Genomic DNA, 23,583 nt, shown 5'->3' on the forward strand with positions numbered 1-23,583 from the left:
CCCTGCCCGGTCCTGATGTTCCCCACGGTCGCCGGTCCCCGTCAGTCGGCCACCAGCCGCACCGCACCGGGGACGTACTCCCGCTGCCGGACGACCCGGAACCATCCCTTCGGCAGCGCGATCGCGGCATGCTCCTCGTGCACCACCCGGCCGCCCTCGGGCAGATGCAGCAGGAACGGCCCGTACGGGCCCGGCTCGCGGACCAGGTGGCCCCGGCCGAGCACCGCGTGCGCGTGCCCGGTGACCTCACCCAGGGCCAGGACCAGCCGGCCCCGGGCGTCGCGCGGCTCCTTGGGCGCGTCCGGGACATGGGACGGCACCGCCTCCTCGGCGACGGGCACGATCAGCACATCTCCCTGCCGGTACACGGCTCTCCCCTCCGCTCCGGCGCACGGTGCTCCGGAGACCATGCGCAGACAGTACGGGCGGGCACTGACAACGGGCCGTCACCAGCCCCGCCGCCGGGCGCTGTCAGTCGCTGTTGGTAGAACTGCTGCACGCAGCGCCGGACGGCTCGCACCATGCCCCCGGAGCACCGTCCCCTTCCCGTGTCGCACGACAGGAGCAGCCCGTATGACGATCGGTGGCCACCTCGAGGAGCTGTACGGCCTTCCCGCCTTCACCTTTCCCAGGCGCGGCGAGACACCGCGGGAGCTGCCCGAACCCGACGCCGTGGCCTGGCGGATCACCAGCGACACCTACGACGAAAGCGAGAAGTGGGCCGAGGCCTTCGCCCGCTTCTGCTCCGCCGTCGACACCACCCGGGTCCGCGCCCTGATCGTCGGCCCCTGGGAGGAGGCGTACGACAGGAGTTCCGACGTCGTCGTCGAGGCGCTGGTGGCCGCGCGCGACCGCCTGCCCGGCCTGCGGTCGCTGTTCCTCGGGGACTTGGTGATGGAGGAGGCGGAGATCTCCTGGATCACCCAGACCGACGTGGCACCGCTGCTGTCGGCCTTCCCCGCGCTGGAGGAGTTCGGTGTGCGCGGGGGACAGGGGCTGGAGTTCCCCGCCCTGCGCCACGACGCGCTGCGCACCCTGATCGTGGAGACCGGCGGCCTCCCGGTGGGTGTCGTCCGCGGCGTCGGGGCCAGCGACCTGCCCGCGCTGGAGAACCTCGACCTGTGGCTCGGCACGTCCTGGTACGGCGCCGACGCCGAGGCCGCCGACCTGGAACCGATCCTCTCCGGCGCCCGGCTGCCCCGGCTGCGGTACCTGGCCCTGCGCAACAGCGAGATCCAGGACGAGGTGGCCGCCGCGGTGGCGTCCGCGCCGATCGTCGCCCGGCTCGAGGTGCTGGACCTGTCGATGGGCACCCTCGGCGACGACGGCGCCACCGCCCTCCTCGCCGGACAGCCGCTGACCCATCTCAAGAAGCTGGACCTGCACCACAACTACCTGAGCGAGCCCCTGCGGCAGCGCATACGCGAGACCCTGGAGGCCGCGGGCGTCGAGGTCGACCTCGACCCGGACGACGCCGACTGGGACACGGAGGACGACGGCACCGTGAACCGCTACGTCAGCGTGGGCGAGTGAACACCCGTATGGGACGCCACCCCCGCCGCCAGGCCCCGCCCCGCGAGCCGCTGCGCTCCCCGACACCTCGTCACCGGCCCAAGGAGCGCCCTCATGCGGCCGTCGGGGAGTGACCCGGCACCGGCCGGCGCACCCGTGCGCCTCGCCGTCGTGGGCAACCCGGAGAACCGGCGGGTGACCCTCTTCGCCGACGCCGCCCGCGCGGCCGGACTGCCCGCGCCGCGCGTCGTGCCCTGGGAGCGGGTCCTGCGCGAGGGCGGCGCCGGCTTCGCTGCCGACGAGACCGTACGACTCGACTCACCCGGCGAGAACACCGAGGTCGACCGGCTGCTCCGGGGAGCGCCGGATCCCACCCGGGTCGAGGGATCGGCGCTCTGGTACACCCGGTTCGTCCAGGCGGTACGGACCCTGCGCGGGGGCATCCGGCTCGACGACCCCGACGAACTGGCCGTCCTGTTCGACAAACGGCGCTGCCACACGGTGCTCGCCGCCGCGGACGTCCCCGTGCCCTTCTCACCCACCTCCGGCCCCGACCCCGTGCCGGTGTCCGGCTGGGACGACGTACGCGCCGTGATGCGCGAGCACCGCATGCCCCGGCTCTTCGTCAAGCCCGCGCACGGCTCGTCGGCCTCCGGGGTGCTCGCCGTCGAGGCGTCGGCCCGGGGCCGGGTCAGAGCCACCACCTCCGTCGAACTCACCTCCGACGGACGGTTGTTCAACTCCCTGGCCGTCCGCCGCCACGAACGGGAGGCGGACGTCGCCGCCATCGTGGACGCCCTCGCGCCGGACGGACTCCATCTGGAGCGCTGGCTGCCCAAGGCGTCCCAGCAGGGCCGCGCCGCCGACCTGCGGGTCGTGGTGGTGGCCGGCCGCGCCACCCACGCCGTCGTCCGCACCAGCCGCTCACCGCTGACCAACCTCCACCTCGGCGGCAGCCGCGGCGACCTCGACGCGGTGTGCGAGGCGGCCGGCGACCGGTGGGCGGAGGCCCTCGCGGTGTGCGAGCGCGCCGCCGCCTGCTTCCCGCGCACCCTGTGCGTGGGCGTGGACCTGCTCCCGGCCGTCGGCTGGCGCCGGTTCGCCGTCGGCGAGGTCAACGCCTTCGGCGATCTGCTGCCCCGCCTCACCGGGCTGCCCGGCAGCGGAGCGGAGCACCTCGACACCTACGCGGCGCAGATCGACGCGGTCCTGCGCCGCGCCCGCCCGAGTACCGGCCCCGGCCGGCAGCACCACCAGCACAGAACGGGAACCGCCCATGCCAGCGCCTGAACCGACGCCCGCGTCGCACACGCACCACCCGCACGGGGCCGCCGCACCGGGCAACCCGGACATGAACGAGATCGTCGGCAGCCACGACATCCTCCTCGTCACCCTCGACACCCTGCGCCACGACGTCGCCGCCGAACTCGCCGCCGAGGGGCGCATCCCCCACCTGGCCCGCCACCTCCCCGGCGGACGCTGGGAGCGGCGGCACGCCCCGGGCAGCTTCACCTACGCCTCCCACCAGGCGATCTTCGCCGGTTTCCTGCCGACGCCCGCCGCCCCGGGCCCGCACCCGCGCCTGTTCGCGGCCCGCTTCGCCGGCAGTGAGACCACCGCCGCCCGCACCTTCGTCCACGACACCCCGGACCTGGTGTCCGGCCTGGCGAAGGAGGGCTACCGCACGGTGTGCGTCGGCGGGGTCGGCTTCTTCAACAAGCAGGGCCCGCTCGGCTCCGTACTGCCCGGGCTGTTCCAGGAGTCCCACTGGGAGCCGGAGTTCGGCGTGACCTCGCCCACCTCGTTCGAGGCCCAGATTGCCCGTGTGGAACAGGTCGTCCGGGAACTGCCGCACGAGCAGCGGCTGTTCCTCTTCGTCAACGTCTCCGCCCTGCACCAGCCCAACTGGTTCCACCGGCCCGGCGCGACCCGCGAGGACGGCGACACCCGGGCCACCCACGCCGCCGCCCTGGAGTACGTGGACCGGCACATCGGCCGGCTGTTCGCCGCCGCGGGCAGCCGACGCCGCTGCTTCGCCATCGTCTGCTCCGACCACGGCACCGCCTACGGCGACGACGGCTACACCGGCCACCGCATCGGCCACGAGTCCGTGTGGACCGTTCCCTACGCCCACTTCTTCCTGGACCCCACCCCCGCCGAGGCCGCCCGATGACCACCGTCACCCCCGCCGGGACCACCACCGGCATCCCGGAGAGCCCGTACCGGAGCTACGTCTACGCCTACCCGCACAAGACCGCCTACCGGGCCCTGGCCGACCGCCCGCGCCTGGACGCCCTCTGGGCCGCGGAACCCAAGGACGCCCTCTCCCTCTACCTGCACATCCCGTTCTGCGAGGTCCGCTGCGGCTTCTGCAACCTGTTCACCCGGATCGGCGCCCCCGACGGCCTCACCGGTGCCTATCTGGACGCCCTCGAACGGCAGGCGACGGCCGTGCGGCGGGCGCTGGGGGACCGGGAACCGGTCCGGTTCGCCACCGCCGCCTTCGGCGGCGGCACCCCCACGTTCCTCACCGCCGCCGAACTCCAGCGGCTGTGCGACATCGCCGAGCACCGCATGGGCGCCGACCTCCGTGCGGTCCCGCTGTCCGTGGAGGCCTCGCCCGCCACGGCCACCGCCGACCGGCTCCGGGTCCTGGCCGAGCGCGGCACCACCCGCCTCAGCCTGGGCGTGCAGAGCTTCGACGACACCGAGGCCCGCGCCGCCGTACGACCGCAGCGCCGCGCCGACGTCGAGGCGGCCCTCGGCCGCATCCGCGACGCCCGGATCCCCGTCCTCAACATCGACCTGATCTACGGCATCGACGGCCAGACCGAACGCACCTGGCTGCGCTCGCTGGACGCGGCGCTCGCCTGGCACCCCGAGGAGCTCTACCTCTACCCCCTCTACATACGCCCCCTCACCGGCCTCGGCCGCCGCGCGGGCGAGGCCGACCCCGCCTGGGACGAGCAGCGACTGCGCCTGTACCGGCTGGGCCGCGACCACCTCCTCGCCCACGGCTACGAACAGCGCTCCATGCGCATGTTCCGCCGCGCGGACGCCCCGGCGCAGGGGGCGGACGACTACGCCTGCCAGACCGACGGCATGATCGGACTCGGCTGCGGCGCCCGCTCCTACACCGCCGCGCTGCACTACTCCTTCGACTACGCCGTCGGCATGCACGAGATCCGCGGCATCATCGACGACTACGTCGCCCGCCCCGCCGCCGACTTCGCCCACGCCGAGTACGGCCACCGCATCGGCGCCGACGAGGCCCGCCGCCGCCACCTCCTGCAGTCCCTGCTCCAGGCGGACGGGCTCGAACTGGCCGACTACCGCACCCGGTTCGCCGGGCGGGACCCGCGGGACGACTTCCCGGCCGAGCTCTCCCGCTTCGCCGGGCGCGGCTGGCTGGAGGATCACGGCCCGGGCGCCACCGTCCTGCGGCTGACCCCCGAGGGACTGGCGCACTCCGACGCCGTGGGACCGGAGCTGTTCTCCCCGGCCGTACGGGCCGCCATGGCCGCCTACGAGCGGAAGTGAGCCCCGCCCCGATGGACCTGACGCTTCTCTACCGTGGCCCGCTCGCCTCCTGCGACTACGACTGCCCGTACTGCCCCTTCGCCAAGCGCCGCGACAGCCGCGAGCAGCTCCGCGCGGACCGCGCCTGCCTGGAGAGGTTCGCCGACTGGGCCGACGCGCAGACCACCGACCGGCTCTCCCTCCTCTTCACCCCCTGGGGCGAAGGCCTGGTCCGCTCCTGGTACCGGCACACCCTGACCCGGCTGTCCCACCGGCCGCACATCCGGCGCGTCGCCATCCAGACCAACCTCAGCTGCCGCACCGACTGGCTCGCCGACGCCGACCTGGACACCCTCGCCCTGTGGTGCACGTACCACCCGGGCCAGACCCCCTACGACCGTTTCCTGGCCAAGTGCCGCGAACTGCACAGTCTCGGGGTCCGGTTCAGCGTCGGCATCGTCGGACTGCCCGAGCACCTCGAAGCGGCGCGCCGGCTGCGCGCGGACCTGCCGGAGCAGGTGTACCTGTGGGTGAACGCCGCGGAGGGCCACACCTACGACGACACCGAGGCCGGGGTGTGGACCGCGCTGGACCCGCTCTTCCCCTACAGCCGCCGCCCCCACACCAGCGCCGGCCTGCCCTGCCGCACGGGGGAGTCGGTGATCTCGGTCGACGGCGAGGGCACGGTCCGCCGCTGCCACTTCGTCCGCGCCGAACTCGGCAACCTCTACGACGGCAGCTACCGGCAGGCCCTGCGCCCGCGCCCCTGCCCGCTGGCCACCTGCGACTGCCACATCGGCTACGTCCACCTCGAAACCCTCCCGCTCTACGACGTGTTCGCCGGCGGCGTCCTGGAACGCGTCCCGGCACCGGCCGGGTAGCCGCCCGGGCGGGGGCCGTGTTTGCCGCGGGGGACAGCGGCAAGTCGGTGTCCATGAGTGAACAGAACAAGAACGCGAACCGGAAGACCACGACGACCGCCCGCTCCGCCGCGTCCAGGACCCAGGAGGCCGCGGACAGGGCGACCGCCCCCGCCGGACGGGCGGCGGGCGAGGCCGCCGGCAAGGCGGGTGACGCGGCGTCGGCGGCCGCCTCGGGCACCGAGCGGGCGGCGCAGGCGGCGAGCGGCGCCGCACAGACCGCGGCCAAGGGTGTCGAGGCGGGCCGCCGCGCGGTCGTCGCCACCTCGGGACAGGTCGCGGCCGGCGCCAAGACGGCCTGGACGGTGATAGCCAACCGCCGGCTGGTCGCCGCCGGGGCCGCGGCCGGTCTGACCGCGCTGACCGCCGCCTCCTACGCGGTGGGCCGCCGCGCGGAGCGCCACACCCACGGCCCCCTCACGCGGATGACCGGCGGACGGATCTGACCCGGGCGGGCGGACGGGCCCCGGCACGGGGCACCTGCCCGGGCGGCCGGTCCGTCCCGGACGGGTGGATCCGGCCGCAGGCCGGCGGGGACGTGCCCGGCGGGCACGGGCCCACTCGCGCGGTGCGGCTCGGAAGAGGAAAGATGTCTCCGCAAGCGAAGAATCAACCCATGCGGAGGAGTGGGCACATGCAGCACGAGCGAGCGGGCGGCCCGGCCGGCCCCGAGGATCTCGTCGACGTCGCTCGGCTGGTCACGGCGTACTACGCACTGCACCCCGACCCCGAGGACCCGGGGCAGCGCGTCGCGTTCGGGACGTCGGGACACCGCGGTTCGTCCCTGACGGCCGCGTTCAACGAGGACCACATCGCCGCGACCAGCCAGGCCATCTGCGAGTACCGGGCCGCACAGGGCATCGACGGGCCGCTGTTCCTCGGCGCCGACACCCACGCGCTGTCCGAGCCCGCCCGGGTCAGCGCCCTGGAGGTGTTCGCGGCGAGCGGGGTCACCGTGCTCATCGACAGCGCCGACGGCTACACACCGACCCCGGCCGTCTCGCACGCGATCCTCACCCACAACCGGGGCCGTACCACGGGCCTCGCGGACGGCGTCGTCGTCACCCCGTCCCACAACCCGCCCGCCGACGGCGGGTTCAAGTACAACCCGCCCAGCGGCGGACCCGCGGGCTCCGACGCCACCGGCTGGATCCAGGACCGGGCCAACGACATCGTCCGCGACGGCCTCAAGGACGTCCGCCGCATCCCGTACGCCCGGGCCCTCGCCGCACCCGGCACGGGCCGCTACGACTTCCTCGGCACCTATGTCGCGGACCTGCCCGACGTGCTGGACCTGGACGCGATCCGCGCGGCCGGCGTGCGGATCGGCGCCGACCCGCTGGGCGGGGCCTCCGTCGCCTACTGGGGCCGGATCGCCGAACAGCACCGTCTCGACCTGACGGTGGTCAACCCGCTCACCGACCCGACCTGGCGGTTCATGACCCTGGACTGGGACGGGAAGATCCGGATGGACTGCTCCTCGCCGCACGCGATGGCGTCCCTCATCCGGCAGCGCGACCGCTTCGACATCGCCACCGGCAACGACGCCGACGCCGACCGGCACGGCATCGTCACCCCGGACGCCGGGCTGATGAACCCCAACCACTACCTCGCCACCGCGATCGGCTACCTCTACGCGCACCGCGAGCGGTGGCCGGCGGCGGCCGGGGTCGGCAAGACGCTGGTGTCCTCCGCGATGATCGACCGGGTCGCCGCCGATCTGAAGCGCGAACTGGTCGAGGTCCCCGTCGGGTTCAAGTGGTTCGTGGACGGCCTGGCGGGCGGCACCCTCGGCTTCGGCGGTGAGGAGTCGGCCGGGGCGTCGTTCCTGCGCCGGGACGGCTCGGTGTGGACCACCGACAAGGACGGCATCATCCTCGCCCTCCTCGCCTCCGAGATCACGGCCGTCACCGGCAGCACGCCCTCCGAGCACTACGCCGCGCTCACCGCCCGCTTCGGGGAGCCCGCCTACGAGCGCATCGACGCCCCGGCCACTCGCGAGGAGAAGGCCCGCCTGGCGAAGCTCTCCCCGGCCCAGGTGACCGCCGACACCCTCGCGGGGGAGCCGGTCACCGCGGTGCTCACCGAGGCCCCGGGCAACGGCGCGGCCATCGGCGGCATCAAGGTGACCACGGAGAGCGCCTGGTTCGCCGCCCGCCCGTCCGGCACCGAGGACGTGTACAAGATCTACGCCGAGTCGTTCCAGGGCCTCGACCACCTCCGCCGGGTGCAGGAGGAGGCCAGGTCCGTGGTCCTCGCGGCACTGGGCGGCTGACCGCCACCCGTCCCGGTCGCCCTCCAGGTGCGGCCGGGGCGGGTCAGCCGGCTTGAACGGTGGGACCGGCCGGGGACGGTGAGGTGAAGCCGGGCGGTTCGGACGCCGCCGTCGGCAGGTCCGCCGGTGCCACCTCCGACTGCTGCAGCACGGTGTCGCCGTCCGGGCCCTCGACCGGTGTGCCCGCGCCGGTGGACAGCTGGGACCACACGCCCAGTGCCAGGGCGATCGCGGCGGCCGTGCCCACCACGCGTCCGGTACGGCGCAGTTTGGCGCGGCGGTCCAGGTTCCGCCAGGAGGGACCCTCCCACGGGTCGTCAGGACGCCACAGGTCACCGACCGATGCCGGGGCGGCGTCCTCCCGCGCCGCGCCGGCGTGCGGGCGTGCCGTCCGCTGGTGCGCCGGGGGCTCCTTGGGCGCGGTGGCCCGGATGGCGTGTTCGGTGTCGCTGAGGAACCGCTGCCAGACGTCCTCGGGCACGGACGGCGTACCGTCGTGCTCGTCCGGCGATCCGCCGGTGTCCGGGCTCTGCGCGGTCACGTGCCTTCGTTCCTCTCGTGTGCGGGAGCCCGCGACGGCCTCTCGGCCGGGTCGCCGGGGGCCCGGGCAGGATCATCGCACAGCGAAAAAACAGAAGGACAGGGGGCCGGGCCGCTCGTCGCGCCCGATTCCGCCGATCGCGGCACGGCGCAGCCGCACCGGGACATCCGCGTGCGCGGGCCCGGACGGCCGCGCGGGGCCCGGCGCCCGCCCCACGGGACTCGATTGGATAAAGGTCCGTCGCGGAGGCCACGACGCCCCGGTGACCTTTGCATAGGCTAAAGGTGGGGGAGGGGCGTCTGGGGAGGAGACGGGCGGCTCTCGAGTGCCCTCGACACCGCTGGAGCAGGTCATGACCGACGAGAAACCGCCATCGAGTCCGTGGGCGCTGTCCTGGATGCCGCTCGCGGTGATGGCGGTGATCGCCGTCGTCGACGTCGTGGCCGGCCCGGGCATCGGACTGCTGCCGCTGGTGTCGCTCGGGCCCGCCTTCGCGGGACTGGTCGGCGGCTGGCGCCGTACCGCGGTGATCGGCGCACTGGCCCTGCTGCTCTGCGTCGGCCTGGGCCTCTACAACGGGCTGTTCGCGGAGCGCCGCGGCTACACCGCCATGGTGTCGGTCGCGGGAGTCACCGGTGTCGGCATCGCCGCCGCGGTGGCGCGTTCCCGCCGGGAGGCGGAACTGGCCAGTGTGCGCTCGATCGCCGAGGTCGCCCAGCGGGTGCTGCTGCGTCCCGTGCCGCTGACCGCCGGGCCCGTCCAGGTGGCCGTGTCCTACACATCGGCCGTCGCGGAGGCACGCATCGGCGGCGACCTCTACGAGGTGGTGGCCTCGCCGCACGGCGTCCGGGTCATCCTCGGCGATGTGCAGGGCAAGGGTCTGGCGGCGGTGGAGACGGCCGCCGTGGTGCTCGGCGCCTTCCGGGAGGCCGCCTACGACGAACCCGACCTGGTCGGGCTGGGCGAGCGGGTGGAGCGCAGTGTGGCCCGGGAACTGGAGGGGGAGCGGTTCGTCACCGCCGTCCTCGCGGAGATCGGCGCCGACCAGGAGGTCGTCCTGCTCAACTACGGGCATCCGGCCCCGATGCTCGTACGCCGCGACGGCAGCACCGACTTCCCGGAGCCGCCGGCGTTCGCGCTGCCGCTGGGTCTGTCCGCGCACGGCTCCGACGGGCCTGAGCCCTACCGGGTGGCGTTCGCCCCGGGCGAGCAACTGCTGCTCTACACCGACGGCGTCACCGAGGCCCGCGACGAGAAGGGGCACTTCTACCCGCTGGGCGAGCGCACGCAGCTGCTGAAGGAACCCGACGCGCACCGTGCCCTGGAGGCCCTGCGCGAGGACCTGGTCCAGCATGCGGGCGGGCCGCCCGGCGACGACGCCGCGATGCTCCTGCTGCGCTACCACCGTCACCGGGAACCGGGCGCGGCGCCCCTCGGCGAGTGAGCGGCCCGCGCGGCGAGGTACAAAGGACGCATGCCGGAGCGTGCGGACCCCGACCGGGCCAGGGACGACGTCGAGGCGGTCACCCGCGCGGTGCTGACCGCCTCCCGGCTGCTGGTGGCGGTCTCGGCGCGGTCGCTCGCGGCGGTCGGGGAGCGGGTGACGCTGCCGCAGTTCCGCATGCTGATGGTGCTCTCCACGCGGGGTGCCACCAAGCTCGTCGTCCTGGCCGATCTGCTCCAGGTCGCCCCGTCCACCGCGATGCGGATGGTCGACCGGCTGATAGCGGCCGGTCTCGCCGACCGGCAGACCAATCCCGCCAACCGCAGGGAGACCCTGCTGCGGCTCACCGAGGACGGCCGGCGCACGGTCGAGGACGTCACCGCGCGCCGCCGGACGGAGATCGCCCGGATCGTCGAGCGGCTGGACCCGCGGCAGCGGGCGGCCCTGGTCGGGGCGCTCACCGCCTTCAACGAGGCGGGCGGGGAGCCGCCGGCCGGCGAACCGGAGCCGTACCCGCTCGGCTGGGCTGCGGACGGGTCCCGCGCCGAGCGCACCTGAGCACGGCGGGAAGCATGCTGCCGGCCGGCTCACCGAACTGCCCAAATCCACATGTTAGGTTCCCTTTGAAGGGGACCGTGGACGGCCGCGCGTCCGGGCACAGGGGACGGTGACACCTGATGACGTCGGAAGACAGTGACGCACCGGGCGGCGAGGTCCCCCTGCCGCGGATCCTGTGCGACACGGCCGCGCTGGCCGCCGCCGTCGACGACGCGTCCGCCGGCGCCCTGTGGCGGCTCGCGGAGTCCGGCCGGCAACTCGACGCCAACGTCGTACGCCTCCCGCCGGGACAGCAGGTCGGCACCCACCGCGAACCCGAACTCGACGTCCTGCTGCTCGTCCTCGCCGGCACCGGCACCCTCACCTCCCCCGACGGCCCCCACGCCCTCACCGCCGGAGCCCTGACCTGGCTCCCGCACGGCTCCACCCGGAGTCTCGCCGCCGGCCCGGACGGGCTGAGCTACCTCACCGTGCACCGCCGCCGCCCCGGGATGCGGATCGGGCGCCCGGAGGACCCAGCTGTCCGATCGTGATCACCACGGCCACAAAGTGATAACAGCGGACAACTTCTGAAGCCATTGTGCGGTCTTGATCGCCATGAAGGTTTCTTTCCTGATCCATAACGCCTATGGGATCGGAGGCACGATCACCACCACGTTCAACCTGGCGGGCGCGCTCGCCGAACGGCACGACGTGGAGATCGTCTCGGTGCTGCGCCACCGGGAGCACCCCAACCTCACCGTGCACCCGGGCGTGCGGCTGCGGGCACTGGTGGATCTGCGGCGGGAACGGGACCACCCCCTGCACCGCAGACCCGCCGAGGTGTTCCCCGCCGCCGAGTACCGCCACCACCAGTACAGCGAACTGACGGACCGGCGGATCGCCGAGTTCCTGGCGGACACCGACGCGGACGCCGTCATCGGCACCCGGCCGGGGCTCAATGTGCACCTCGCCCGCCAGGCCCCCCGGCACGTCGTACGGGTCGGACAGGAACACCTCACCCTGGACAACCACTCGCCCGCGCTGCGCACCGCGCTGCGCCGCGCCTACCGCGGGCTCGACGTGCTCACCACGGTCACGGAGGCGGACGCCGCCTCCTACCGGCGCAAGATGAGGCTGCCCGGCGTACGGGTGGAGGCGCTGCCCAACAGCGTCCCCGACCCCGTACTGCCCACCGCCGACGGGACCGCCAAGGTCGTGGTGGCCGCCGGACGGCTGGTCCCCGTCAAGCGGTTCGACCTGATCATCGAGGCGTTCGCCCGGGTCGCCGCCGAGTACCCCGACTGGCAGTTGCGCATCTACGGCAAGGGCGAGGAACGGGACCGGCTGCGCGGGCTGATCGAGACGCTCGGCCTGTGGAACAACGTCTTCCTCATGGGTGCGGCGACGCCCATGGAAGCCGAGTGGGTCAAGGGCTCGATCGGCGTGGCCGCCTCCAACTTCGAACCGTTCGGCATGACCCTCGTCGAGGCGATGCGCTGCGGGCTGCCGTTCGTGAGCACCGACTGCCCCTACGGGCCCGGGGAGATCATCAAGGACGGCGAGGACGGCCGGCTCGTGCCGGTCGGGGACAGCGCCGCCTTCGGCGAGGCCCTCCTCGGCCTGGTCCGCGACGACGAGCGGCGCCGCCGCATGGGCAGGGCGGCACTGGACAACGCACGCCGGTTCGCCCCCGGACCGGTCGTGGCCCAGGCCGAACGCATCCTCCGGGAGGCGGTCGAGGCCCGCGGCGGCGGCCGCCCCGGCGCACCGTCACCGGGCGGGATGCACCACGCCCTCGTCAGCCAGGGCCACGCGGCCCGCGACCTCGCCCACGCCGCCGCATCGAGCGCGCTGCGCACCGTACGGAAGGGACGCCGGTGAGCACCGTGCCCCGCACCCACTGCTCCATCGACGCCGACGGCCGGATCACCTTCCGGCTGTCGCCGCCCGCGGTCACCCACCCCCGCCTGCTGCTGGTGCTGCGCCCCGGGAAGGGACGGCCCGAGGAGACGACGCACACCCTCGACCTCGAACCCCACGGCTCCGACGGCGAGTTCCGCGCCGTGCTGGAGCCGCAGCCCCGGCTCGCCGAGGGCCGCTGGGACGTGTTCCTGCTGCCGGGGCCGGACGCCGGGCGCGAGCGTCTGCGGCCCGGGCCACGCGACGTACGGGTGCTCGTCGACGGCGGCCTGCGCGAACGGCCGGCCCCGGTGGCCGTCCGGGTGCCGTACACCACCAAGGACGGCTTCCTCGCCGTACGGGCCTGGCTGCGCACCGCCCACGCGGAGACCGGCCGCATCGGCATCGCCGGCACGGCGGTGACGGTACAGGTCCGCCTGCACGGAGCCGAACCGGCCGAGAGCGCCGAGGCGTTGCTGCGGCTGCGGACCGACCCGGGTACCGTGCTCACCTTCCCGGCTCCGGCGGCGGAGGACGGCAGCTGCTCCTTCACGGTCTCCTGCGAGGAACTCACGGGGACCGGCGACCGCGTCTGGGACGCCTTCCTCCGGCCGGCGGCCGGCGCGCCACCGGTCAGGATCGGCCGCCTCCTGGACGACGTCGCGGACCGCAAGGACGTCTTCGTGCTCCCCCGGATCACCGTGGACAAAGCCGGGGTCCGCCCGTACTACACGGTCGACAACGACCTGTCCGTCGAGGTGAAGGCCCCGGTGTGAACCGGAGCGGGCCGGCGGTCCGGGTGAGCTCGCCGCGACGTTCGACCGTACGGGCGGACGGCGCGTGCGAGCCTGCCGCTGTCCTCTGAACGGTCCATTGACCGTCCGCCGCCCGGGCACCGACGATTTCCGTGTCCCGTACGGCCGTGTCCCGGACGCGCAGGAACCGCGGGGGGCGGCACCCTCCCGCACGAGGAGCCCCCCGCCATGACCCGGTCCACGCCAGGCCCCCGCCCCCGCGCCGCACTGGCCATGTCCCCGGACGCCGCCTCGGCGGTCCTCGACCCCGAGTCCCTCGACGCCCTCCGCGCCCTGTGCGATCTCGCGCCCCTCCCGGCACTGGACGACCTGACCACGTCCCGGGCCCGGGCCGTGCTCGCCGATGTCGACCTGCTGGTCACCGGGTGGGGCTGCCCGCCCCTGGACGCGGACGTGCTGCGGGCGGCGCCCCGGCTGCGGGCCCTCGTGCACACCGCGGGCAGCGTACGCGGCCATGTCACCGACGCCTGCTGGGAACGCGGCATCGAGGTGTCCTCCGCCGCCGCGGCCAACGCGCTCCCGGTCGCGGAGTACACCCTCGCCATGATCCTGCTCACCGGCAAACGGGTCCTGGAGAGCGCGCGCGAGTACCGCGCCGCACGCGCCCGGGCCGACTGGCTGCGCACACCCCGCACCGTCGGCAACCACCGCCGCACCGTCGGCATCCTGTCCGCGTCGCTCATCGGCCGCCGGGTCATCGACCTGCTCCGCCCGCACGACATCGGGGTGCTGCTGCACGACCCGTGGGTCGACGACGCCGAGGCCCGGCGACTCGGCGTGGAACGCGTCGGGCTGACGGAACTGTTCCGGCGCAGCGACACCGTGAGCGTGCACACCCCGCTGCTGCCCGAGACGCGCGGGCTGGTCGGCCGTGAACTGATCGACTCCATGCGCCCCGACGCCGTACTCATCAACACGGCACGCGGCGCGGTCGTCGACCAGGACGCCCTCACCGCCGCCGCGCTGGACGGCCGGATCCGCGCCGTCCTCGACGTGACCGACCCCGAAGTCCTGCCGCCCGCGCACCCGTTGTGGGAGTGCGCCAACGTGCTGCTCACCCCCCACCTCGCCGGCTCCCAGGGCAACGAGTGGCGCCGGCTCGCCGATCAGGCCGTCTCCGAGGTCGCGCGCTGGGCCTCCGGTGAGGGCTTCCACCACCCGGTACGACGCGACAGGCTGGCCTTCCTCGCATGAGCGTCCCGTTCGAACCGTCAGGACCGCGCGTCGTCCCCCCGCTCGGTCTGCCCGGGGGTGTCGGGCGTGGTGTAGAAGACCGACGTGCCCTGCTTGGTGCGCTGGGCCCGGTTGCGGGCGACGAGACCCTCCAGCGTGCTGCGCACGACCGTGGTCCTGAACGTGCGCTCCGGATGCGCCGTGCCGAGGGCGTCGGCCACCTCCGCCGCCGACCGCGGCTCGCGCTGCTCGCTCAGGTGCAGGCGGACGAGTTCCACCAGCTTGGGCCCGTCCGGCGTGGCCGCCTGCGCCTTCGCCGAACGCGCCTTGGCTTCCTGTGACTTGGGTCGCGCCGCCTTCTTCGGGGCCGGCGCGGGTACGGGCTTGGTGCGCGCGGGCGCCTTCTTCGCCCGCTTCGGCCTCCGGTCGCCGGACTTGGCGTTGTCCCTCCCGCGTGGTGCCGGGACGGTCGCGCCGCCCGGTGCCGCCTCCGCCTCGGAGGTGTCCGCGGGCCCGGCGGGCGCCGCGGCGAGGCCCAGTGCCTGCTGCATGTTCACCAGGATCGTGTGGTCGTGCTGAAGCACCGTCAACTGCTCCTGGAGGGCGGCGATCTCCGCGGTGACCCGCTCCTGCTCCTTGACGTTGCGCTCCAGGTCGTTGGCGACCTGGGCGGTGTACTGCGAGGTGAGGTCGGTTGCGGCGGTGGAGTTCTCGGACACGGCGGTGCCCCTTTCTTCCCGTTGGTTCACCTGATGACCAGCCATGGTACGGCCGGGGGCGGTTGACCGTTTCTGCTGACGGGTTGCCGGTTGACGTCCTCCGGTCCCGCGGGACCCGCCCGCACCGCACCCGGACGTCGCCGTCACCGGTTCGGCCGAAGGGGAACACGGTCGTCGAACCGGGCTCGCAGCGGGTGAGGGGACGGCAGCGCCACATCCGCGCGGTACTCCGTCCGGTGGGCGACTGCTCCACCCGGGGCGCGGGCCCGTCACCCGAACGGGTTTCCTCACGGGGCCGGACGATGCCGTACAGGGGCGGCGCAGACGGGGGACTTCGCCGGACTCGCGCGGGGAGCTGAGGCGAATCAGGCGAGTCGAAGTCAGGCTGAGGACATGGCTTCATCGATCGACTGCCCGCACCGTCCGCGTCACCGAGCTCCGTCCCGGGCCGGACGCCGGGCCGCAACCCCCGTCCGAGCGCGCGGCCGTGTGCCGTCGGCGGCCGTCGTCCTCCTCGTCCTCGCGGCCCTGACCGGATGCGGGACGGGCACCGGCACCACGGCGCCGGACACTCCGGCGGCCACGGCGCCGGCCGCCGGGCCGCCCGGCACCGCGAACACCGCCCAGGGCCGCACCGGCGCCGGAGCCGGGACACAGGCGCCCGCCCGGATCCCCGGGCTCGGCCCCCGGACACGGGCGTGGATCCCGGAGAAGTCCCGTCAGGTGCTCGTGGTCACCGGCAGGGACAGGGACGCCAACCGCTCCGAGGCCGTGCTGTACGAGCACACCGGCTCCGGCTGGGAGGCCGGACCGGCGTGGCCCGCACGCAACGCCCTCAAGGGCTGGACCGACGACCACTGGGCGGGCGACCTCCGCTCACCGATCGGTGTCTACACCCTCACCGACGCCGGGGGACTGCTGCCCGACCCCGGCACCGACCTGCCCTACGACCGGTCGGACGCCTTCAGCGTCAGCGGCACCGGCTTCGAGGGCGAGCCGCTGGCAGGCTCCTTCGACTACGTCGTCGCCATCGACTACAACCGGGAACCCGGCACGACCCCGCTGGACCTGACCCGTCCGCTCGGGGCCGACCGGGGCGGCGGCATCTGGCTGCACGTCGACCACCAGGGGCCCACCCAGGGCTGCGTCGGCCTGCAGAAGCACCATATGAGGGAACTCCTGCGGGCCCTCGATCCCGACCTGCATCCGGTGGTGGTGATGGGCGACGCCGCGTCCCTGGACGAGTGACGCCGGGTGGGGGTGGGGGTGGGGGTGCGGGTGCGGCCGGTGCGCTGTCCGTGCGCCGGGGAGGGGCCGCGGGGGACGGACCTCAGTCCGCGTTCCGCGGCCGCCCGTCCTCGTCCCTCGGGGGCCGCCCCGCCGCGGATTCCCCCGCAGTGAGATGCTCCAGCACCTCGACGAGTTCCTGACAGGCCCGCTCCACGGACCGCCGGGTGTTGTGCTGCTCGGTGATCACGGCGGACAGCAGCAGCGAGGTCAGGGCCATCGCCCCGTTGAACGACTGCAGATTGGCCATCACCTCGACCTCGGACATGTGCTCGAATGGCCCGATGCGGTCGGTCGCCGCGATCGTGGCCATGACGGAGGCGAACAGCGCGCACAGCATGCTGCCGGGCAGCTGGAACCGCAGCGCCGCCCAGATCAGCAACGGGTAGATGGTGAACAGCAGACTCGCCGGGCTGCGCGTGGCCAGCGGCACGAGACCGCCCGCGATCACCACCAGACCCGCCGCCTCCGCCCACCTCGACCAGCGCAGCGGGGGCCGTACGCGCAGGAGCATCAGCAGCACCGGGGTGATGAGCAGTACGCCCATCGCGTCCCCCACCCACCAGGCCAGCCACACCCCCCAGAAGTTCCGCCCCGGAAGGTCCCCCGTGGCGACCAGGAGTCCCGCGCCGGTGGAGGAGCTGATCAGCATGGCCGAGAAGGCGCCCAGGAACACCAGGGCGAGGCAGTCCCGTAATCGGCTGAGGTCGGTGCGGAAGCCCACGGCGCGCAGCAGGAGGTATCCGCACACGGGCGCGGCGGTGTTGCCCGCGAGGAGGACGACCGAGGCCGGCCGCAGCGAGGTGAGGTGCATGACGACGAACAGGGTGCCCAGCGCGATCCCCGCCCAGCAGCGCGGCCCGAGGATCAGCAGAGCGGCGACGGCCACCCCGGTCGGCGGCCAGATGGGCGACACCACCGCGCCGGCCACGGTCAGTTCGCGCAGCAGCCCGATGCGTCCCGCGGCGTAGTAGCAGGCGGCGACGGCCAGCGTCTCGAGCACGACGACGGCGGGTGTACGGAGATCCTGGCGAGCCACCACACAAGCCATCACACACCGGGGCCGCCGTGTCGGCGAGGTGGGACCCCGCGTCCTGTCGGCCCTATGGATGAGAGTCGAGCCTGTCGTGCCCGATCACGAGGACGGCCGCGTCGTCGTCGTGCCCCACTTGCTCCGCGCCCTTGATCAGGGCGGCGGCGAGGGCGTCCGTGTCCATGCGCGCGACCGCCGCTATGCCCGCGAGCCGCGCCGCCTGGTGCAGGCCCTCGTCGAGGGGCATGGACGGTCCCTCCACCACCCCGTCGGTGAGCATCACGAACACCCCGCCCGTGTCGAGCCGGTACCGGGTGACGGGGTAGACCTCCCCGGACTGGATCCCCAGCGGAGGGCCGCCCTCGTCCCGGGTCACCCCGGAGCGGCCGTCCGCGGTGGCCCACACGCACGGCAGGTGCCCGGCGCGGGCGCTCTCCAGCAGCCGGGTCTCCGGGTCGAGCCGCATGAAGGTGCAGGTGGCGAACAGGTCGGAGCTCAGCGACAGCAGGAGTTCGTTGGTCCGGGCGAGAAGTTCACCCGGGTCGCTGCCGACGGAGGCGAGCGCCCGCAGCCCGACCCGGACCTGCCCCATGAAGGCGGCGGCCTCGATGTTGTGCCCCTGCACGTCGCCGATGGACAGACCGATCCGGCCGTCGGGCATGGTGAACGCGTCGTACCAGTCGCCGCCGACGTTGAGTCCCTGGTTGGCGGGCGCGTACCGCACGGCGAGCCGTACACCCTCGGCGACCGGCAGCCCCCTCGGCAGCATGCCGCGCTGCAGGGCGATGGCCAGTTCCACCCGGGAGCGCTGCCCCTGCGCCTGGGCGCGTGCCTGAGCCGTCAGCGTCCCGAGCCTGACCAGCAGCTCGTCGCCGTCGTCCGTGGAGCCGGTGCGGGACATGGATCACTCACTCGGGCGAGGACACTCACGCGCGGTGGCCGCCCCTTGGGGGACGAAGTACGCATTCACAGATGAAAAGGATGATAGTCAGCAGAAGGAGGGCCGGGCCAGTCGCGTGCTCACCGGGCCCGGGCCGGCGGGGGCCGCGGCGGTCGTTCCCGCCCGGCCGGTCGCGGCACCTGTCTAGGCTGTGCGCATGGAACAGCGGGAGATCATGCAGCGGAGCGTCGGCATCCTCACCGAAGCCCTGGAAATGCGGCGCCGGCTGCGTGAGAACCCGGAGGCCGACGTGGCCGGGAACGGTGCGGTCGCCACGCTGCTTCAGGAGATGCTGCCGCACGTGCAGCTGCCGGCCGACGCGAGCGCGCGCGAGGTGGCGGACATCGTCACCGAGAAGCTCGGCCCCGCCATCGTGCAGATCGCCTCGTCCCTCACCTTCGCCTTCGTCCAGCTCGCCGAGATCCACGACGAGGGCCGCACCGACGTGTCCTCCGCCGACGTCCTGCGCTCCATCTCCCTGCACTACGAGACCGGCGGAAAGCTCTGGGGGCAGTAGCGCCCCGTCGACCGCCGGCCCGCGGTCCACGGACGGCCGGATGGCGCGCGCCCCCTTGACGCCCTACGCGCCAGTAGCGATCCTCGGCCCAGAGCTTGCGCCGGTCATGACAACTCCGCGACGGAGGGACGAGTGCAATGACCTGGACCTCGTATCGCACACGACGGCACCTCGGCCTCGTCACGCTGCTCCTCCTCGCGCTGGCCGCGGCCCTCCTTCCCGCGCCCGTCTCCGCCTCCGACCGGGGCTGGTGGGACCCCGCCGACCGGCCCGCGCCGGACTCCGGGATCAACGTCACCGGCGAGCCGTTCAAGGGAACGGGCGCGTCCGGTGAGGTCCGCGGGTTCGTCGACGCGCACAACCACATCATGTCCAACGAGGCCTTCGGCGGCCGGCTCATCTGCGGCAGGGCGTTCTCGGAGAAGGGCATCGCCGACGCCCTCAAGGACTGTCCCGAGCACTACCCCGACGGCTCCCTCGCCGTCTTCGACTTCATCACGGGCGGCGGTGACGGCAGGCACGATCCGGCCGGCTGGCCCACCTTCCGGGACTGGCCCGCCCACGACTCGCTCACCCACCAGCAGAACTACTACGCCTGGATCGAGCGGGCCTGGCGCGGCGGCCAGCGGGTGATGGTCAACGACCTCGTCACCAACGGCGTGATCTGCTCCGTGTACTTCTTCAAGGACCGCGACTGCGACGAGATGACGTCGATCAGGCTCCAGGCGGAACTGACCTACGACATGCAGGCGTACATCGACGGCATGTACGGCGGGCCGGGCAAGGGCTGGTTCCGGATCGTCACCGACAGCGCGCAGGCGCGTGAGGTGATCGCGCAGGGCAAACTCGCCGTGGTCCTCGGTGTCGAGACCTCCGAACCCTTCGGCTGCAAGCAGGTCCTGGACATCGCGCAGTGCGACCGGGCCGACATCGACGCCGGACTGGACGAGCTGTACGCCCTGGGCGTGCGCAGCATGTTCCTGTGCCACAAGTTCGACAACGCGCTGTGCGGGGTGCGTTTCGACTCGGGGGCGCTCGGCACCGCGATCAACGTGGGGCAGTTCCTGTCCACCGGCACCTTCTGGCGGACCGAGAAGTGCACCGGCCCCCAGGCCGACAACCCCATCGGTCTCGCCTCCGCGCCCGGCGCCGAGCGGGAACTCCCGGAGGGCGTGGAGGTGCCGGACTACGCCGAGGACGCCCGGTGCAATGTCCGCGGACTCACCGAGCTGGGTGAGTACGCCGTACGCGGCATGATGAAGCGCAACATGATGCTCGAGATCGACCACATGAGCGTCAAGGCCACCGGCAGGGTCCTCGACCTCTTCGAGGCCGAGTCCTACCCCGGTGTCCTCTCCTCGCACAGCTGGATGGACCTGAACTGGACCGAACGGGTCTACGCCCTCGGCGGGTTCACCGCCCAGTACATGAACGGCTCGGAGCACTTCGTCGCGGAGGCGGAGCGCACCGAGGGGCTGCGCGACAAGTACGGCGTGGGCTACGGCTACGGCACCGACATGAACGGTGTCGGCGGCTGGCCGGCCCCGCGCGGGGCGAACGCCCCCGACCCGGTCACCTACCCCTTCCGCAGCGCCGACGGCGGATCGCTCCTCGACCGCCAGACGACCGGCGAGCGCACCTGGGACCTCAACACCGACGGAGCCGCGCACTACGGCCTCGTCCCCGACTGGATCGAGGACATCCGGCGCGTCGGGGGTCAGGACGTGGTGGACGACCTCTTCCGGGGCGCCGAGTCCTACCTCGACACCTGGGGCGCCGCCGAGCGGCACCGGGCCGGGGTGAACCTTGCCGAGGACGCCCCGGTCACCGCCAGTTCGGCGGAATGGAACCCGTTCACCAGCTACGCGCCCGGCAGGGCCGTGGACGGCGACCGGGGCACCCGCTGGGCCAGTGACTGGAGCGACGGCCAGTGGCTGCGGATCGACCTCGGCGCCACCCACCGGGTCGGGCGCGTCACCCTGGACTGGGAACGCGCCTACGGGACCGCGTACCGCGTCGAGCTCTCCGGCGACGGCACGAACTGGCGCACCGTCTGGTCCACCGCCTCCGGCGACGGCGGCCTGGACACGGCCGTGTTCACCCCCTCGCCGGCGCGCCATCTCCGCCTGACGTTCCTGGACCGGGGGACCGACTGGGGCTACTCGCTGCGCGAGGTCGATGTGCGGGGGCAGTGAGCGGAGTCCTCAACCGCCGTAGGGGAAGGCCCCGTCCAGGAGGGCGCGTACCGCTTCGAGCGCCGTGTCCCGGTCGGCGGGGACGAGCCCGATGCGGGTACGGCGGTCGAGGACGTCCTCCTCGTCCAGCGCGCCCTCGTGGCGCAGGGCCCACAGCAGTTCGGCCCGGGTGACGGGATACCCGGGCAGCACCGGCTCGCCGAGGCGGACGTCCCGTGCCCCGAGCGCGTGGACGGCCGGGGCCTCGGTGCCGTACAGCCGGACGAGCCGGCGCGGTGCCGGCAGTGCGGCGAGGACGTGCGGCGGCGCGGCGCCCACCAGGGGCAGGGAGGCCGTGGGGGACGGACCGGCCCCGAGACCGCGGAGCCGGACGGCGGCGTCGACGGCGTCCTCGGCCATGCGCCGGTACGTGGTCAGCTTGCCCCCGACGACGGTGACGACGCCCTCGGAGGAGGTGAGCACCGCGTGCCGGCGCGAGAGGTCGGCGGTCCTCGGTGCCGTGTCCGAGGCTCCCGCCGCGGTGTCCAGCAGGGGGCGCAGTCCGGCGAAGGCACCGACCACGTCGCCGCGGTGGACCGGCACGTGCAGGACGGAGCCGAGGACGTCGAGGAGGAAACCGATGTCCGTCTCCGGCGCGCCGGCGACGTCGGGGATGTCGCCGTCCACGGGCTCGTCGGTGAGTCCGACGTAGACCCGGCCGTCGTCCTGGGGCAGGACGAGCACGAAACGGTTGTTCTCCCCGGGGATCGGGATGTGCAGGCCCGCGGACAGCGGTCCGAGGCTCTCGGGCCGCAGGACGAGATGGGTGCCGCGCGAGGGCCGGATCCGCACGCCGTCGACGAGGCCGCCCGCCCACACGCCGGACGCGTTGATCACCGCGCGGGCACGGATCTCGCCCCCCTCGCCGGTGAGTTCGTCACGGACCCTGGCCCCCGTCGAGGTCAGCTCCAGGGCCCGCGTCCGGGTCAGGATCCGCGCGCCGCGCGCGGCTGCCGTACGGGCGAGGGCGGTCACCAGGCGGGCGTCGTCGGTGAGCCGGCCGTCCCAGGACAGCAGTCCGCCGCGCAGCCCGTCGTTCCGCAGGACGGGGGCGAGGTGACGGGTCTCCACCGTGGAGAGCCGGCGCGGCGGGGGCAGGGTGGCCCGGGCCGTACGGGCGGCCAGCCGCAGGGTGTCGCCGGCCCGGAACCCCGCGCGGGCCAGGGCGGCCTGACCGCGTGACACCAGCGGGGTGAGGGGCAGTACGAACGGCTGGGCGTGCACCAGATGGGGCGCGGTGCGCTCCATCAGCACCCCGCGTTCGACCGCGCTCTCGTGGGCGACGTCGAGCCGTCCGGAGGCGAGATAGCGCAGCCCTCCGTGGATGAGTTTGCTGCTGAAGCGCGAGGTGCCGAAGGCCAGGTCGTGGGCGTCGACGGCGACCACGTCCAGCCCGCGGGCTGCCGCGTCCAGGGCGACCCCCGCGCCGGTGGCGCCGAGCCCGACGACCAGGACGTCGACGGCGGGTCCGCCCACGGAGCCGGCCAGTTCACGCGTGCGCCGGGCGGCGGACAGGGACGAGGCGGAGGCGGGTCGGCCGGGGGCGTTCACGGGGTGAGGGTCCTTTCCAGGATGCCGCGCAGTTCGCCGAGGAAGGCCTCGGGGCCGAGCTCGGGGTCGTCCTCTTCGGTCATGGTCCGCAGGGACAGGGTGAAGGACTGCACGATCAGCAGCACCGACCGGGCCTGCCGCTCCGGGTGGGCGGCGCGCACCGAGCCGTCGGCGTGCCCCTCGCGCAGGGCGCCGGCCAGCAGGCCCAGCAGCGCCTCCTGGCTCGCCCCGCGGCGGTCCAGCACATAGGGCAGGAGCAGTTCGGGGTCCACGTCGAGGATCTTGCGGAAGAGCGGATGGGCGCCGAAGGCGCGGACCGCCGCCACCAGCCCCTCGGTGACTACCTCGCGCGTGGGCACCCCCGGCGCGGGCTCGGGGATGGCGCCGGTGGCCACCGCGATCCACTCCCGGGTCATCAGATCCCCGACCAGCGACCGCACGTCCGGCCAGCGCCGGTAGAGCGTCATCCGGGAGACCCCGGCGCGGCGGGCCACGTCGGTGAGCGTGGTGCGGCGGACCCCGACGGCCAGCACGCAGTCCCGGACCGCGTCGAGCACCGCGTCGTTGTCCGAACCACCGGAAGCGTTGTGACGAATAGGCGTCATGTGTCACAGTGTAACGCCACGTGAGGCCGTCGGTCGACGGCATCGCTCATCTCCGACCG

23 protein-coding genes are annotated in these 23,583 nt (G+C 73.7%); 16 read left to right on the forward strand and 7 right to left on the reverse strand.

The genetic code is table 11. From position 1 onward, the window contains the following. Window positions 1–41 precede the first annotated feature (41 nt). Complete coding sequence (locus tag ACZ434_RS19675; protein ID WP_468457466.1) at window positions 42–368, reverse strand: hypothetical protein; 327 nt, start codon at window positions 366–368, stop codon at window positions 42–44. Between the two features lie 205 nt (window positions 369–573). Between ACZ434_RS19675 and ACZ434_RS19680 the strand changes: the two genes are divergently transcribed. From ACZ434_RS19680 to pgm, 7 genes are all read left to right on the forward strand, one after another. Further along, window positions 574–1,533 carry an STM4015 family protein gene (locus tag ACZ434_RS19680; RefSeq protein ID WP_468457468.1) on the forward strand — a complete coding sequence of 320 codons (960 nt, stop codon included), beginning with the start codon at window positions 574–576 and terminating at the stop codon, window positions 1,531–1,533. A 93-nt stretch (window positions 1,534–1,626) separates the two neighbouring features. Next, a complete protein-coding gene (locus ACZ434_RS19685) occupies window positions 1,627–2,802 on the forward strand; it encodes an STM4014 family protein (RefSeq protein ID WP_468457471.1) in 1,176 nt (391 codons plus the stop codon). 61 nt (window positions 2,803–2,863) lie between these two features. Next, window positions 2,864–3,685, forward strand: a complete 822-nt coding sequence (locus ACZ434_RS19690; RefSeq protein ID WP_468457844.1) for an STM4013/SEN3800 family hydrolase — start codon at window positions 2,864–2,866, stop codon at window positions 3,683–3,685. Then, on the forward strand, window positions 3,682–5,052 hold the full coding sequence (locus ACZ434_RS19695; protein ID WP_468457473.1) for an STM4012 family radical SAM protein: 1,371 nt from the start codon (window positions 3,682–3,684) through the stop codon (window positions 5,050–5,052). Before ACZ434_RS19690 ends, ACZ434_RS19695 begins: the two co-directional genes overlap by 4 nt. 11 nt (window positions 5,053–5,063) lie before the next feature. Continuing rightward, window positions 5,064–5,912, forward strand: coding sequence for an STM4011 family radical SAM protein (locus ACZ434_RS19700; RefSeq protein WP_468457475.1), 849 nt, complete (start codon window positions 5,064–5,066; stop codon window positions 5,910–5,912). Between the two features lie 53 nt (window positions 5,913–5,965). Then, window positions 5,966–6,397, forward strand: a complete 432-nt coding sequence (locus ACZ434_RS19705; RefSeq protein WP_468457477.1) for a hypothetical protein — start codon at window positions 5,966–5,968, stop codon at window positions 6,395–6,397. Between the two features lie 188 nt (window positions 6,398–6,585). Next, complete coding sequence (gene pgm, locus ACZ434_RS19710; RefSeq protein WP_468457479.1) at window positions 6,586–8,226, forward strand: phosphoglucomutase (alpha-D-glucose-1,6-bisphosphate-dependent); 1,641 nt, start codon at window positions 6,586–6,588, stop codon at window positions 8,224–8,226. Between the two features lie 43 nt (window positions 8,227–8,269). Here pgm and ACZ434_RS19715 read toward each other — a convergent pair whose 3' ends face one another. Further along, complete coding sequence (locus tag ACZ434_RS19715; protein ID WP_468457482.1) at window positions 8,270–8,767, reverse strand: hypothetical protein; 498 nt, start codon at window positions 8,765–8,767, stop codon at window positions 8,270–8,272. 352 nt (window positions 8,768–9,119) lie between these two features. Here ACZ434_RS19715 and ACZ434_RS19720 point away from each other — a divergent pair, with 352 nt between their 5' ends. The 6 genes from ACZ434_RS19720 (at window position 9,120) to ACZ434_RS19745 (ending at window position 14,659) form a co-directional block, all read left to right on the forward strand. Next, complete coding sequence (locus ACZ434_RS19720; RefSeq protein WP_468457484.1) at window positions 9,120–10,211, forward strand: PP2C family protein-serine/threonine phosphatase; 1,092 nt, start codon at window positions 9,120–9,122, stop codon at window positions 10,209–10,211. A gap of 30 nt (window positions 10,212–10,241) precedes the next feature. Continuing rightward, complete coding sequence (locus ACZ434_RS19725; RefSeq protein WP_468457486.1) at window positions 10,242–10,769, forward strand: MarR family winged helix-turn-helix transcriptional regulator; 528 nt, start codon at window positions 10,242–10,244, stop codon at window positions 10,767–10,769. Between the two features lie 119 nt (window positions 10,770–10,888). Then, window positions 10,889–11,302, forward strand: a complete 414-nt coding sequence (locus tag ACZ434_RS19730) for a cupin domain-containing protein (RefSeq protein WP_468457488.1) — start codon at window positions 10,889–10,891, stop codon at window positions 11,300–11,302. A gap of 64 nt (window positions 11,303–11,366) precedes the next feature. Then, window positions 11,367–12,632 carry a glycosyltransferase family 4 protein gene (locus tag ACZ434_RS19735; RefSeq protein WP_468457846.1) on the forward strand — a complete coding sequence of 422 codons (1,266 nt, stop codon included), beginning with the start codon at window positions 11,367–11,369 and terminating at the stop codon, window positions 12,630–12,632. Beyond that, window positions 12,629–13,426: a transferase gene (locus tag ACZ434_RS19740; RefSeq protein WP_468457490.1), complete on the forward strand. Its 798-nt coding sequence runs from the start codon at window positions 12,629–12,631 to the stop codon at window positions 13,424–13,426. The genes ACZ434_RS19735 and ACZ434_RS19740 overlap by 4 nt, the downstream gene beginning before the upstream one ends. A gap of 207 nt (window positions 13,427–13,633) precedes the next feature. Beyond that, window positions 13,634–14,659, forward strand: a complete 1,026-nt coding sequence (locus ACZ434_RS19745) for a hydroxyacid dehydrogenase (RefSeq protein WP_468457492.1) — start codon at window positions 13,634–13,636, stop codon at window positions 14,657–14,659. 17 nt (window positions 14,660–14,676) lie between these two features. Here the strand turns inward: ACZ434_RS19745 and ACZ434_RS19750 are convergent, their stop codons facing one another. Then, on the reverse strand, window positions 14,677–15,357 hold the full coding sequence (locus tag ACZ434_RS19750) for a hypothetical protein (protein WP_468457494.1): 681 nt from the start codon (window positions 15,355–15,357) through the stop codon (window positions 14,677–14,679). Between the two features lie 489 nt (window positions 15,358–15,846). Here ACZ434_RS19750 and ACZ434_RS19755 point away from each other — a divergent pair, with 489 nt between their 5' ends. Continuing rightward, window positions 15,847–16,605: a L,D-transpeptidase family protein gene (locus ACZ434_RS19755; protein WP_468457496.1), complete on the forward strand. Its 759-nt coding sequence runs from the start codon at window positions 15,847–15,849 to the stop codon at window positions 16,603–16,605. 82 nt (window positions 16,606–16,687) lie between these two features. Here ACZ434_RS19755 and ACZ434_RS19760 read toward each other — a convergent pair whose 3' ends face one another. Next, window positions 16,688–17,695: an MASE1 domain-containing protein gene (locus tag ACZ434_RS19760; RefSeq protein WP_468457498.1), complete on the reverse strand. Its 1,008-nt coding sequence runs from the start codon at window positions 17,693–17,695 to the stop codon at window positions 16,688–16,690. A 52-nt stretch (window positions 17,696–17,747) separates the two neighbouring features. After that, on the reverse strand, window positions 17,748–18,578 hold the full coding sequence (locus tag ACZ434_RS19765) for a PP2C family protein-serine/threonine phosphatase (protein WP_468457500.1): 831 nt from the start codon (window positions 18,576–18,578) through the stop codon (window positions 17,748–17,750). 196 nt (window positions 18,579–18,774) lie between these two features. Between ACZ434_RS19765 and ACZ434_RS19770 the strand changes: the two genes are divergently transcribed. Together ACZ434_RS19770 and ACZ434_RS19775 are read left to right on the forward strand one after the other, a co-directional pair. Further along, a complete protein-coding gene (locus ACZ434_RS19770) occupies window positions 18,775–19,134 on the forward strand; it encodes a hypothetical protein (RefSeq protein ID WP_468457502.1) in 360 nt (119 codons plus the stop codon). A gap of 137 nt (window positions 19,135–19,271) precedes the next feature. Continuing rightward, a complete protein-coding gene (locus ACZ434_RS19775; RefSeq protein ID WP_468457504.1) occupies window positions 19,272–21,329 on the forward strand; it encodes a discoidin domain-containing protein in 2,058 nt (685 codons plus the stop codon). Between the two features lie 9 nt (window positions 21,330–21,338). Here the strand turns inward: ACZ434_RS19775 and ACZ434_RS19780 are convergent, their stop codons facing one another. Together ACZ434_RS19780 and ACZ434_RS19785 are read right to left on the reverse strand one after the other, a co-directional pair. Further along, the gene (locus ACZ434_RS19780) at window positions 21,339–22,919 is read right to left on the reverse strand and encodes a glycerol-3-phosphate dehydrogenase/oxidase (protein WP_468457506.1); all 1,581 of its coding nucleotides are present in this window, start codon (window positions 22,917–22,919) and stop codon (window positions 21,339–21,341) included. Next, on the reverse strand, window positions 22,916–23,524 hold the full coding sequence (locus ACZ434_RS19785; protein ID WP_468457508.1) for a TetR/AcrR family transcriptional regulator: 609 nt from the start codon (window positions 23,522–23,524) through the stop codon (window positions 22,916–22,918). Before ACZ434_RS19785 ends, ACZ434_RS19780 begins: the two co-directional genes overlap by 4 nt. Window positions 23,525–23,583 lie beyond the last annotated feature (59 nt).

The organism is Streptomyces sp. NPDC030893 (assembly GCF_055571535.1).